11 protein-coding genes are annotated in these 12,359 nt (G+C 59.3%); 10 read left to right on the plus strand and 1 reads right to left on the minus strand.

The features are described 5' to 3' along the window. Positions 1 to 98 precede the first annotated feature (98 nt). On the plus strand, positions 99 to 1,463 hold the full coding sequence (locus tag I6I71_RS01755) for an FAD-dependent oxidoreductase (protein ID WP_201821832.1): 1,365 nt from the start codon (positions 99 to 101) through the stop codon (positions 1,461 to 1,463). 45 nt (positions 1,464 to 1,508) lie between these two features. Here I6I71_RS01755 and I6I71_RS01760 read toward each other — a convergent pair whose 3' ends face one another. Next, entirely contained in the window at positions 1,509 to 2,591 is a 1,083-nt protein-coding gene (locus I6I71_RS01760; protein WP_201821834.1) for a Fic family protein, read from the minus strand. A 659-nt stretch (positions 2,592 to 3,250) separates the two neighbouring features. Between I6I71_RS01760 and I6I71_RS01765 the strand changes: the two genes are divergently transcribed. The 9 genes from I6I71_RS01765 (at position 3,251) to I6I71_RS01805 (ending at position 12,350) form a co-directional block, all read left to right on the plus strand. Further along, positions 3,251 to 4,918, plus strand: coding sequence for an ABC transporter ATP-binding protein (locus tag I6I71_RS01765; protein WP_201821836.1), 1,668 nt, complete (start codon positions 3,251 to 3,253; stop codon positions 4,916 to 4,918). Next, positions 4,915 to 6,747 carry an ABC transporter ATP-binding protein gene (locus tag I6I71_RS01770; RefSeq protein WP_201821838.1) on the plus strand — a complete coding sequence of 611 codons (1,833 nt, stop codon included), beginning with the start codon at positions 4,915 to 4,917 and terminating at the stop codon, positions 6,745 to 6,747. Before I6I71_RS01765 ends, I6I71_RS01770 begins: the two co-directional genes overlap by 4 nt. Before the next feature lie 162 nt (positions 6,748 to 6,909). After that, on the plus strand, positions 6,910 to 8,157 hold the full coding sequence (locus tag I6I71_RS01775; RefSeq protein WP_083278938.1) for a Na/Pi symporter: 1,248 nt from the start codon (positions 6,910 to 6,912) through the stop codon (positions 8,155 to 8,157). Positions 8,158 to 8,191: 34 nt separating this feature from the next. Then, positions 8,192 to 8,506, plus strand: a complete 315-nt coding sequence (locus I6I71_RS01780) for a hypothetical protein (RefSeq protein WP_052205901.1) — start codon at positions 8,192 to 8,194, stop codon at positions 8,504 to 8,506. Beyond that, on the plus strand, positions 8,499 to 9,425 hold the full coding sequence (locus tag I6I71_RS01785) for a substrate-binding domain-containing protein (RefSeq protein ID WP_201821839.1): 927 nt from the start codon (positions 8,499 to 8,501) through the stop codon (positions 9,423 to 9,425). Before I6I71_RS01780 ends, I6I71_RS01785 begins: the two co-directional genes overlap by 8 nt. A 32-nt stretch (positions 9,426 to 9,457) precedes the next feature. Beyond that, positions 9,458 to 10,111 (plus strand): DUF1707 SHOCT-like domain-containing protein, encoded by a 654-nt coding sequence (locus I6I71_RS01790; RefSeq protein ID WP_201821841.1) that lies wholly within the window; start codon positions 9,458 to 9,460, stop codon positions 10,109 to 10,111. A 9-nt stretch (positions 10,112 to 10,120) separates the two neighbouring features. Next, positions 10,121 to 11,404, plus strand: a complete 1,284-nt coding sequence (locus I6I71_RS01795; RefSeq protein WP_236587342.1) for a pyridoxal phosphate-dependent aminotransferase — start codon at positions 10,121 to 10,123, stop codon at positions 11,402 to 11,404. Between the two features lie 138 nt (positions 11,405 to 11,542). Next, positions 11,543 to 11,770, plus strand: a complete 228-nt coding sequence (locus tag I6I71_RS01800; RefSeq protein ID WP_141738130.1) for a hypothetical protein — start codon at positions 11,543 to 11,545, stop codon at positions 11,768 to 11,770. Beyond that, a complete protein-coding gene (locus tag I6I71_RS01805) occupies positions 11,748 to 12,350 on the plus strand; it encodes a PIN domain-containing protein (protein WP_232305820.1) in 603 nt (200 codons plus the stop codon). The genes I6I71_RS01800 and I6I71_RS01805 overlap by 23 nt, the downstream gene beginning before the upstream one ends. Positions 12,351 to 12,359: the final 9 nt, after the last annotated feature.

Below are 12,359 nucleotides of genomic sequence, written 5' to 3' on the forward strand. Positions count from 1 at the left end.
ATGGTTGAGTGGTGGAGTGTCAAAATTGCGCCGATTAGCAGACCGATTTGTCTATCGGCTATATTGGCAAGGATACATGTAACGAAAGGACACAACTCATGACCCTGCGCGTGGCCGTAGTCGGCGCCGGACCAGCCGGCATCTACGCATCCGACCTGTTGATCAACAACAAAGAGCTGGACATTCACGTCGACCTCTTCGAGCAGATGCCAGCGCCATTCGGCCTCATCCGCTACGGCGTGGCACCCGACCACCCGCGCATCAAAGGCATTGTGAAGTCCCTGCACAACGTGCTGGACAAAGACAACCTGCGCCTCATCGCCAACGTCACCGTGGGCCGCGACATCACCGTCGAAGAACTGACCGACTACTACCACGCAGTGGTGTTCTCCACCGGCGCAGTACGCGACCGCGAGCTGCTCATCCCAGGCGGTGACAAGTCCATCGGCGCTGGCGAATTCGTCGGCTTCTACGACGGCAACCCGCGCTTCGAGCGCTCCTGGGACCTCACCGCTGAGGAAGTTGCCGTTATCGGCGTTGGCAACGTGGCGCTGGACATCTCCCGCGTGCTGGCCAAGACCGCCGATGAACTGGCAGTTACGGAGATTCCGGACAACGTCTACGAGTCCCTGAAGCAGAACAAGGCAACAACGGTCCACATGTTCGGCCGCCGCGGCCCCGCCCAGGCAAAGTTCACGCCGAAGGAGCTGCGCGAGCTGGATGAGTCCCCGACCATCCAGGTGCTGGTGGACCCGGAGGATATTGACTACGACCAGCTCTCTGAGGAAGTCCGCCGCGCCGACAAGTCCGTCGACCTGGTCTGCTCCGTCCTGGAGTCCTACGCCATGCGCGAGCCTGACGACAGCCCGCACAAGATCCACATCCACTTCTTCGAGGAGCCGGTTGAGGTTCTTCTTGACGACGCCGGCGCGATCACCGGCATCCGCACCGAACGCCAGGAACTCGACGGCCAGGGCGGCATCACCGGCACCGGCAAGTTCACCGACTGGCCAGTGCAGCAGGTCTACCACGCCGTTGGCTACCGCTCCGAGCCAGTTGAGGGTGTCCCGTTCGACCTTGAGCGCCACGTCATTCCTAACGACGGCGGCCACGTCCTCACCGAAGCCGACGGCGAGATCGTGCCGAAGCTCTACACCACCGGCTGGATCAAGCGCGGGCCTGTCGGCCTGATTGGCAACACCAAGTCCGACGCCAAGGAAACCACCGACATGCTGGTCGCCGACGGTGTAGCTGGCAACCTTGCCACCCCGACCAACGATAGCGCCGACGCCATCCTCGACCTCCTGCGTTCCCGCGGCGTGGACTACGCCACCTGGGAAGGCTGGTACAAGCTTGACGAGGCCGAGCGTGCCCTCGGTGCCGCCGACACCGCCTTCCCGCGCGAGCGTAAGAAGATCGTGGAGTGGGAAGAGATGCTCGGCCACTCCCGCGCCGGCAAATAACCGGCACCCGGGGTCTCGGGTTGGTCTGAGGTTGGCCTTTAGGGGCTAGCGCCGGGTCAAGATCGCCACTGCGCGACGATGCAAGAAGATCTTGGTCCGGCCCGCGTCCAACTCCTCTAGTACCCCAACCTGGGCGAGTTTGCTCAACCATGTCGATGCTGTCTGGCGATGGGCCAACCCAGCATCAACCACGTCCGCAATCCGAATGTAGGGCTTTTGAAACAGCAACTCGCTCAGTTCGTGTGCGGGTGACAAGCCGGCGTCGCGAATCGCCTGCTCCGTTCGCTGCTGTTCCTCCCGCAAATCATTAATCAACGCCCTGGCAGCGGCCGCCGAATGCTCCACCGCCGTAACCATGAAGACGATCCAATCTTCCCAGGCGTCATTCTCGGTAACAGCCGCAAGCAGCTCGTAGTAGCGCTCCTTGTTATCCACGATGTAGCCGGACATGTAGAGCACCGGAAGCGTCAACACGCCCGTCTGCAGCAAAAGCAGAATATTGAGGATCCTGCCGGTCCTGCCGTTGCCGTCATAGAACGGGTGGATCGCCTCAAACTGGTAATGGGTCAACGCCATCAGCACCAACGGATCCAATCCGTGTGGCGAGTAAATGTAGCGCTCCCATGCGCTCAAATGGCGCTCAATAGCGTCTTTGCCCTCCGGCGGTGTATAGCGTCGGCGCTGTGTGAACGGGTCACCAATGTACGTACCCGGCGTTGAGCGAATAGCCGCTGGTTGGCCTTGCAGTTGCGAGCAAATCTCCATCGCCAGCTTCTCCGAAACCGGCTGATCATCAATCCGACTTGCACCATGTCGTAGCGCAACCGTGTAACGCAGCGCCTCCTTCGTCGCTGGACTTGGCGTTGGATCCACGCCCCACTCTGCACGGAAGAGTTCATCGTTCGTCGTGACAATGTTCTCGATTTCCGTCGAAGCCTGCGCTTCCCGCAACGGGATCGTCGCCGTAATAGTGTCCGGGTTTGGAATCAGCTCACACGCAGTGTTAAGCGCCGCCAGTTCCCTGGAGGCAGCAATAACCGCTTTGAGCACCCGTGCAGTCTCCACCTCACCCGCTGGAGGGGGCGGCGGCAACTGGTTGTAGGGCACGTTCGGGTCAAAGGACGCCATGACAGCAGCGTATGCGGATTCCTCATGACGTATCGAATTTTCGCCCCTTTTTCGACATAACGCCTCCGACATGTCGAACCGTTCGACATATCGACGGGAACGTGTCGAAATTGCGGCCCGTTTTCGACATAACCGTATTGTTTTGAAGGTTGTCCAGCGTTCCTGTGAACCGGGGTGCGGATACCCCTTTAGGGCAGCCTCGGCATTTTTGTGAGTAGATGCTCGGTCAGAGCGTTGACTTTCCAAAACCCGAGCCTCTGACCGAGCATCTATTCACTAAAAGACAGAGCCTCCGCGATAGCAGGGTGTCGGGGCGCGCGCACTTAGTGGCTTTCTGCGCTGACAAATCCGACGAGGCAAAATCGGCGACCTGCACGTTCGCCGAAGCACTAAGGCCCCCGCTGCACGATTTGTCAGCGGGCGACCGCCGATCCTGACAAATCCGACGGTGCGAAATCAGCGACCTGCGGCTTTGCCCTGGCACTAAGGGCGCGCTGCACGATTTGTCAGGGAGTCGCCAAGGCCGACCGCTGAGGCCGGAACCGGGCCCGCGCCAGAGGGGCAAATCACCGACCGTTTCGGCGTCCCAGCAAAAACCGGTAGGTTCAAAAGGCTGAAACCCTAGAAAACCAACAACCACCAACAGAATCGAGGCCGCGGTGGATTTGATACGCCTGACCAGTAGGTTTGGTAAGCGCTACGCATGGGCGATCACCCTGGTGATAGCGCTGCAGCTGCTGACAACGTTGGCAACACTGTCGCTGCCAGACCTCAACGCCAACATCATTGACCGCGGCGTGGCCACCGGCGACGTGCCGTACATCTGGCGCACCGGCCGAACGATGCTGCTGGTGGCGTTCGCGCAAGTTCTGACAGCGATTGGGGCGGTGTGGTTTGCGTCGAAAGTAGCCATGCAGACGGGCCGCGACATCCGCAGCGCTGTGTTTTCCAAGGTCAGCGGCTTCAACGCGGAGGACATGTCGCACTTTGGCACCCCGACGCTGGTCACGCGCGCAACCAATGACGTGCAGCAGGTGCAGATGACGTTCCTGCTGTTTATGAACTTCATGGTGGCGGCGCCGATTATGGCGGTTGGCGGCATCTTCATGGCGCTGCGCCAAGACGCCGGCATGTCCTGGCTCGTGGTCACGGCGGTGCTTACGCTGACCGTGGTGGTTGCCATCATCGCGGCGGTGCTCATGCCCATGTTCAAAAAGATGCAGGAGAAGCTGGACAACATCAACGGCCTGCTCCGCGAGCAGATCGCGGGCATCCGGGTAGTCCGCGCGTTCGGCCGCGAAGAGCACGAGACGAAGCGTTTTACTGAGGCGAACCAGGACATCACCAAGCTGAGCCTGAACATTGGCCGCGTTTTTGTCACCATGTTCCCGGTGATCATGCTGATCCTGAACCTGGCTACTGCGGCCGTACTCTGGTTCGGTGGTCACCGGGTGGACAGCGGTCTGGTTGAGGTCGGTGCGTTGACTGCATTCATGCAGTATTTGATGCAGATTCTCATGGCGGTGATGATGGGCGTGTTCATGCTCATGATGTTGCCGCGCGCCCTCGTCTGTGCGACGCGTGTACGTGAGGTTCTCAGCTATGAGGTGAGGGAGGGGGTAACGCAGGCGTCGGCAAGCAAGAAGGGCTCTGTCGAATTCCGAGATGTGTCGTATACCTACCCGGGTGCGGAGCTGCCGGTGCTGGAGGGCATAACTTTTACGGCGACCCCCGGCACGACTACCGCGATCATCGGCTCGACGGGTGCGGGTAAATCCACGCTTGTTGGGTTGATTCCGGGGTTGTACTCGCCTACTTCGGGGCTTTTGCTTATCGACGCCACCGTGGCCGCCACCCCGCAAAAACCCTGGTTGTTCTCGGGGACTGTGGCAACGAACCTGCGCATGGCTAACCCGGATGCGACTGATGCAGAGCTGTGGGAGGCGCTTCGCGTGGCGCAGGCGACGTTTGTGGAGGATCTGGATATGCCGATCTCCCAGGGCGGCACCAACGTTTCCGGTGGTCAACGGCAGCGTTTGTGCATTGCGCGGATGTTGGTGGCGGATGCGGACGTGCTGATTTTTGATGACTCTTTTAGCGCCCTCGACGCCAAGACGGAGGCGAACCTCAACGCGGCGCTGACCGACATTGTTGCTGATAAGACGGTGATTGTTGTGGCGCAGAAGGTGGCCAGCATCAAGCACGCCGATCAGATTTTGGTGATGGAGGCCGGGCGCATTGTTGCGCGCGGTACGCATGAGGAGCTCTTGGCATCGAGCGAGACGTATCGCGAGATTGAGCGCAGCCAGGCGGAGGTCAACGCATGAGTGATCAAACCACTGAACACATGACGGACGACCAGCTCGCCGAGTACGAAGAGAAGATGGCCGGCGATGACTTCTCCAACAAGGCGCCGCGCAAGGCGAAGCATTTCTGGCCCTCGGCGAAGCGTCTCTTAGGCCTGCTTGCGCCGTTCAAGGCGGCCCTTATTGCGGTGTTTGTGATGAACGCTGCGTCAGTGTTGTTGGGGGTGTACGCCCCGCGGGTGATGGGCCAGGCCGTGGATGTGATTTTCACGGGTGCGATGTCGCACGGGGTTGACTTCGAGCGCCTGCGCACGCTGATTTTGATCGTGCTGGGGTTGTACGTGGGGGCGTCCATACTCATGTGGGCCCAGGGTGCGATCCTGAACCGGCTGACCATGCGGGCGGTGTTTGACCTGCGTGAGCGGGTGGAGGCGAAGATCAACCGCCTGCCGTTGCGCTACTTTGACACGCGCCAGCGTGGCGACGTGATGTCGCGCACCACCAATGACGTGGACAACGTGCAGCAGGCGCTGCAACAGTCCTTGTCTTCCCTGTTCAACGCGCTTTTGACGGTGGTGGGCATCCTGGTGATGATGTTCGCGATTTCCTGGCAGCTCGCGCTCGTGGCACTGCTGTCGCTGCCGCTGACGGGCCTGATCATGGCGGTTGTGGGTACGCGCTCGCAGAAGCAGTTCACCACCCAGTGGAAGGCCACGGGTGATGTGAACGGGCACGTGGAGGAGTCTTTCTCCGGGCACGATGTGGCGTTGATTTTCGGCCGCACGGACCAGGTGCGCGAGGAGTTTGCCAAGCGCAACGAGGAGCTCGCAGGCGCCGCACAGAAGGCGCAGTTTTTGGCGAACTCGATGCACCCGATCATGCAGTTCGTCTCCTACCTGTCGTACGTGGCCATTGCGGTGTTGGGCGGGGTGAAGGTTGCTTCCGGGCGCATTTCGCTTGGCGACGCCACCGCGTTCATCCAATACTCCCGCCAATTCAACCAACCTTTGGGCGAGCTTGCGGGCATGATGCAGATGCTGCAGTCCGGTGTTGCTTCCGCGGAGCGCGTCTTTGAGCTGTTGGATGCTGAAGAAGAGCCTGATGACGCAGCCACCGAGCACCTGGACAGCCCGACCGGGCTGGTGGAGTTTAGAAACGTCTCCTTCTCCTATGACTCAGAGCCGTTGATCCAGGACTTGAACCTGCGCGTTGAGCCCGGCCAGACCGCTGCGATTGTCGGCCCGACCGGTGCAGGCAAGACCACGCTGGTGAATCTGATCATGCGTTTCTACGACGTGGACCAGGGCGCGATTTTGCTTGACGGCGTCAACGTCAACGATCTCTCCCGCGAAGAGTTGCGCGGCCACATCGGCATGGTGTTGCAGGACGCAGTGCTGTTTAAGGGCACGATCATGGAAAACATCCGTTACGGCCGCCTGGATGCCACTGATGAGGAGGTCATCGCGGCGGCGAAGGCAACGTACGTGGACCGTTTCGTGCACTCCCTGCCGGATGGGTATGACACGGTGGTGGACCAGGACGGCGGCTCGATCTCTGCGGGTGAGCGCCAGCTGATCACCATTGCGCGTGCGTTCTTGTCCCAGCCGACGCTGTTGATTCTGGACGAGGCGACCTCTTCCGTAGACACCCGCACCGAGGTTTTGGTGCAGCACGCGATGAACGCGTTGCGCTCTAACCGCACCAGTTTTGTCATCGCGCACCGCCTGTCCACGATTAGGGATGCGGATGTGATCATTGTCATGCGCGATGGAAAGATTGTGGAGCAGGGCTCGCACGCCGATCTCCTGCGCAAACGCGGTGCGTACTACGAGATGAACAAGGCGATGTAACCCGGTTCCGGCTCGGCTTTACATTGTTTGCCTAAAGTTCACTTTGATCTCACCTGCCGTTCGCTCGCACCATGTACCGTGTCCAGCGGAATTATGCGGTAGATGGTTTGAACCCGTTTGAACCCGTTTCAACACGGTCGAGAGCAGCGAGAAGCAGTAGGCATGAGCATCAAGGAAGCGAACATGAGGCGCCAATCCCCCTCCCCGGACAACGTCCGCGCAGTTGAGGATGACGCCGAGCACAAGGATCCCCTCGGTTTCCTCCCGTTTACGGGCACGGCAAAGCAGGTAGCTAACTGGGTTGCCGTGCTGTTGGGTGTGTGGATTCTGCTCAACGGCGTGGGCATGATTGGCGATGGCTTTAAGGGCATCGCCGGTGACCGCGCCCAGGAACTGTTCTCCTTTGCGGAGAACCCGTTCGTTGGCCTTGCCATTGGCATTGTTGCCACGGCGATTATTCAGTCTTCATCCACCACCACTTCCATTGTGGTGGGCATGATCGCGGGTGGCCTGCCGCTGAATATTGCGATCCCAATGCTGTTCGGTGCCAACGTGGGTACCTCGGTGACCTCCACCCTGGTAGCGCTTGGCCTGGCTGGCAACAAGAAGCAGTTCCAGCGTGGTTTCTCCATGGCCACGGTGCATGACTTCTTTAACCTGATCGCTATTTTGATCTTCTTCCCGCTGGAGATCTTCACCGGCTTCCTGGGCAAGACGGCAACCGCGATCTCGCCGTCGCTATCTGGCCAGGGTGATGGTGTTGTCTCCGGCATCTTTGAGGCGATCGGTGATTTCATTGACCTGATCACGGAACCCCTCGTTGGCCTGGCCGGCACGTTGGCCGCCCCGCTTGGAGACGTGTGGGGAGGCGTCGCCCTTGCCGTCGTAGGTATTGTGCTGATCTTGTTCTCCATCCAGTTCATCGGCAACATTTTGACTGCACTGCTGGTGGGCAAGGCGCAGGAGATCCTGTACGCCGCACTGGGCAAGAACGCGTTCGTCGGTGTGCTTTCCGGCGCAACGATCACCACCTTGGTGCAGTCCTCCTCCACCACCACGGCGCTGACGGTGCCGCTGGCAGCGTCCGGCAAGTTTGAGGTTCGTACGCTGTTCCCGTTTGTGGTGGGCGCCAACATCGGCACCACGGTGACAGGCTTGATCGCGGCGTTCTCCGCGTCTGGTGCTGAGGCGGAAGCCGCGATGGCCGGCGCCTTGGTCCACACCTTGTTCAACACCTTTGCGGCGATCCTGATCTTGGGCATCCCGTTCATGCGTAAACTGCCGCCGCTGTGTTCTGACTGGTTGGCGGAGCTGGCAACCAAGAACAAGCTCTACGTCGTGGCTTGGATTGGCGGTATTTTCTTCATCCTTCCGATTCTTGCTGTTGTGATCTCTAACGCGCTGACTTAAAGACTTCACCTAAAGACTTCAAAGGACCTAACTCATGAACATCAGCAACCCAGAGGACAACGAAACCCCAGACCTGTCGCCGTTGGCGGATAACCTGATCCGCAACGCGGCGCCGGATGAGGCCCTGCACGCCCTGCTGCAGGAGCTTGAAGAAACCGCTGAGGAGCTTCGCTCCGAGCTTGAGGAGCGTCACGGTCGCAAGATCAACCCGAACGTTACCCCGGAACAGGAAGAGGAGCTCGAACACTTCCCGGAGTACTGGGCTAACTCGAAGGGCTCGTGGAGCAACCTGTTCAAGCTGTTGCGTGAGTTCCGTGATGAGATGGGGAAGGGCAAGAAGGATGCGTAAAACACTCGTGCTTACCGCACTGGCTGCCGTTGCCGCACTGACCGTGGGCTGTGCTTCCGGCGGGACAGACGCCGCAGGCGGTGAGCCAATCCGCATCACTGGTTCCTCTACCGTTGCACCGATCAGTGCGTACATGGCCAACCGTTACGGCTTTGATGTGGCGATTGACGCGGTTGGTTCCACCGACGGTTTCGCCACGTTCTGCGCTGGCGATGCTGACATCAATGACTCCTCCGTGCCTGTCCCGGCGGACATGCAGCAGCTGTGCGCTGACAACGGTGTGAACTTTGTTGAGCTGCCGATTGCGCTGGACGCCATCACGCTGGTCAAACACCGCGACAACGATTGGGCGCAGGACCTTACCCTTGAGCAGCTGCATGACATCTGGGCGAAGGATTCGGATGTAACCAAGTGGTCTGACATTGAGCCGTCCTGGCCGGATGAGGAAATCGCGTTGTATGGGCGTCCGGAAGGATCCGGCACCTTGGGCATTTTCCAGCAGCTGGTGCTTGGCAACGATGAGATTCGTGATGATTACCAGGCCACCGATGACATCCAGGAGCTCTCGGGTTGGGTTGCTGAAGACGTCAATGCGTTGAGCTTCATGGGCATTGGCAATTACTTGGCAACGGAGGATCCCACGCGCACCCACATCGATAATGTGCTGGTGGACGGCGTTGCGCCGTCGTTAGACGAAGCGCGTAGCGGCAACTACCCGCTGGCACGTCCGCTGTTCATCTACGTCAGCGAGGACGCCGCTCAGCGCGATGAGGTCGACGCGTTTGTGACCACGTACCTAGACAAGGTCGAGGCTGTGTTGCCGCGCGTGTACTTTTACCAGCTGCCGGAAGAGGAGTATGCCGCGTCCCAGCAGCGTTACGCGGACCGCGTCACTGGTGCTGACCAGCGCTGGCAGTAAGGCTCTCTCGGGGCCGCTAGGATGGGGAAGTTGTGAGCACTCCCTACGGCAATATGAGGATCGGCGACGCTGAGCGTATGCACGCCATGGACACCCTTGGCCGCGCGCTTGGCGAGGGCCGGTTGACCATGGACGAGTTCGACCAGCGCTGCAACCAGGTTGCCAGCGCGCAGACGAATAATGACCTGCGCCCGATCTTGGCGGACCTGCCGTCGGCGCCGCCGAGCACGCAGCCCGCAAACACCTTGCAACCTGTGGAGTTTGGTGGCCAGGGTGCGGACAAGCTGTACTCGGCGCGCGAGATTGTGCTTGCGCGTAGGCAAGGTCAAAGGACCCGCGCGGGAGTGTTCTGGCTGGGCACGTTGGGCACGGTCGGTGCCAGTTTTGCCGCGAGCGCCTTAGCCGGGCCCATGTTGTCTAGCCTGTTGCTCTTGGTCATTCCAACGCTGTTTGTGTTGCTGTACGTGATGAAGGTTGGTCCAGATAATTGGTACCAGCCCTCCATCCGTGAGCTGGAGAAGCAGCGCCGCCAGATGGTCCGCGCGCGCCAGTTGGAGCTTGAGCAGTCCCAGGCTTATGAGTTGGCGCAGCGCAAATTGGAGCGTAAGGCGCAGATTGACCGGTTGACGGGGGATGCGTTGAATATGGCGCAGCAAACGATGAATCGTTTCAAGCCGCGGGACTAGTATTGCCACATGGCGAAAAACGGCAGCGGTGAGAAGAGCGGTAAAAAGAAGGTGAAGAAGCAGTTGAAAAAGCACCGCCATTTTGATCAGGCGGAGAAGCTCAAGAACGTGTTCTATGACATCCGCGGCCCGGTGACGGCGACTGCGGAGCAGATGGAGCGTGACGGCCACACCATCTTGAAGCTGAATACCGGCAACCCGGCGATCTTCGGTTTTGAGGCGCCGGACGTGATCATGCGTGACATGATTGCCAATCTGCCAACGTCGCAGGGCTACACCACGTCTAAAGGCATCATCAGCGCTCGTCGCGCGGTGGTGACCCGTTACGAGACGATTGAGGACTTCCCGGATTTTGACGTTGATGATGTCTACCTGGGCAATGGTGTCAGTGAGCTGATCAGCATGGTCACTCAGGCACTTCTTAACGACGGTGACGAGATCCTCATCCCCGCCCCCGACTACCCGCTTTGGACTGCGGCGTCGACGCTGGCAGGCGGCAAGGTGGTCCACTACCTGTGCGATGAGGAGGACAACTGGAACCCGTCGCTGGAGGACATCCGTTCCAAGATCACCCCGCGCACCAAGGCGATTGTGGTGATCAACCCGAATAACCCGACGGGTGCGGTGTACTCGCGTGAGATTCTTGAGGGCATTGCCAACATTGCGCGTGAGCATGAGCTGATGGTGCTTGCGGATGAGATTTATGACCGCGTGCTTTATGACGGTGCGAAGCACATCTCCATGGCCGAAGTCGCCCCCGACCTGGTGTGCGTGACCTTCAATGGCCTATCCAAGGCGTACCGCGTGTGTGGCTACCGCTCTGGCTGGATGATTATTACGGGTCCGCGTCGACGCGCGGCAGGCTTCATCGAGGGCCTTGACCTGCTTTCCGGCACCCGTCTGTGTGCGAACGTGCCAGGCCAGCACGCGATCCAGGTGGCGCTTGGTGGCCGCCAGTCCATCTATGAGCTGACTGCAGATGGTGGGCGTTTGCACGAGCAGCGCGACGTTGCGGTGAAGAAGCTACGCGAAATCCCCGGTATCTCCGTTGTGGAGCCGAAAGGTGCGCTGTACTGCTTCCCCAAGATCGACGCGGAGATGTACAACATCCACGACGATGAACGTTTCATGCTGGATCTGCTCAAGTCCGAGAAGATCCTCATGGTCCAGGGCACCGGGTTTAACTACCCCACCCCGGACCACTTCCGCGTGGTCACCCTGCCGTGGGCATCCCAGCTGGAAAACGCCATCGAGCGCCTGGGCAACTTCTTGGCGGACTACCACCAGCACTAACGGCTCCCCCTACACCGGGCGGAACGTGTCCGGCGAGGCGGCCTTCCAGTCGGGGGTCCAGCCTGATTGGGGTCTTCAAGCATCTGGCCGGGCTGGTTTGGCCTTCCCGCTTCCGCCCTGCCGGTGTATGCTGCACTCATGATTTCGGTGCCAGTACCCAGAGAGACGTTCCGTAGAAACGCGAACGCTCTTCGCCGCGCAATGAACGAGGCAGCAATGGCATCATCGTCATCAGTCATACTTTCCCAAGATCAGGCCGCGACCATCCTGAATGTCTTGGAAAGTGCCGATCGAGAGTTTGATCGTCGAGATTCTGCCGCCCGAAAATTGGCTAACTTTTCTAATGAAATCGGCTTCACCGAGTAGGAGAGATTGGCCCTCTTTTGCGATCGTTTTCGCCGATGCAAACGTTCTATTTTCACGGGTTCTTAGGGATTACGTGCTATATAGCGCCCACTTCGGAGCGATTCAAGTTCACTGGAGCCAAATGGTTTTGGATGAAATGTCGCGCAATCTACGTAAGCGTATTAATGCGACTACTCAAGATACACGTCGGCTTGAAGCACTGATGAATGACTTCCTCCCTGAAGCTCTTGTTCAAGACGCGCGGTTTGATATCAAGCTTCCTGAAACAGTCTCGGTACATCCAAAAGATCGTCATGTTTTGCAAGCTGCGCTGTGTGTTAACGCCAACATAATTGTCACTGACAACCTAAAGGACTTCCCTGCGGATTGGATGCGAAAGCAAGGAATCCTGCTTGTAGACAGTGCCGCGCTCATCTCTATGCTCGTTATGCAATTTCCAACTCAATTCAAACAGGCTCACGAACTCTGCGTGGAACTAAGCGGCTCTCAGAGCGAAGCGAAAGTCCTCCAACAGCTGGAACGCGCGACCAACGCCAATGTTGTTAAACAAGTCCGAGACCTACTTCGCTCTGTCAGCTGACTCAGAATT

The sequence above is a fragment of the Corynebacterium riegelii genome (genome assembly GCF_016728505.1).
In the GTDB taxonomy this organism is placed as follows: domain Bacteria; phylum Actinomycetota; class Actinomycetes; order Mycobacteriales; family Mycobacteriaceae; genus Corynebacterium; species Corynebacterium riegelii.

Coding starts and splice junctions, on each gene's coding strand:
- I6I71_RS01800 (WP_141738130.1), top strand. CDS start 11,543: ATGATTTCGGTGCCAGTACCCAGAGAGACGTTCCGTAGAAACGCGAAC.
- I6I71_RS01775 (WP_083278938.1), top strand. CDS start 6,910: ATGAGCATCAAGGAAGCGAACATGAGGCGCCAATCCCCCTCCCCGGAC.
- I6I71_RS01805 (WP_232305820.1), top strand. CDS start 11,748: ATGAAATCGGCTTCACCGAGTAGGAGAGATTGGCCCTCTTTTGCGATC.
- I6I71_RS01795 (WP_236587342.1), top strand. CDS start 10,121: ATGGCGAAAAACGGCAGCGGTGAGAAGAGCGGTAAAAAGAAGGTGAAG.
- I6I71_RS01755 (WP_201821832.1), top strand. CDS start 99: ATGACCCTGCGCGTGGCCGTAGTCGGCGCCGGACCAGCCGGCATCTAC.
- I6I71_RS01760 (WP_201821834.1), bottom strand. CDS start 2,591: ATGGCGTCCTTTGACCCGAACGTGCCCTACAACCAGTTGCCGCCGCCC.
- I6I71_RS01770 (WP_201821838.1), top strand. CDS start 4,915: ATGAGTGATCAAACCACTGAACACATGACGGACGACCAGCTCGCCGAG.
- I6I71_RS01780 (WP_052205901.1), top strand. CDS start 8,192: ATGAACATCAGCAACCCAGAGGACAACGAAACCCCAGACCTGTCGCCG.
- I6I71_RS01785 (WP_201821839.1), top strand. CDS start 8,499: ATGCGTAAAACACTCGTGCTTACCGCACTGGCTGCCGTTGCCGCACTG.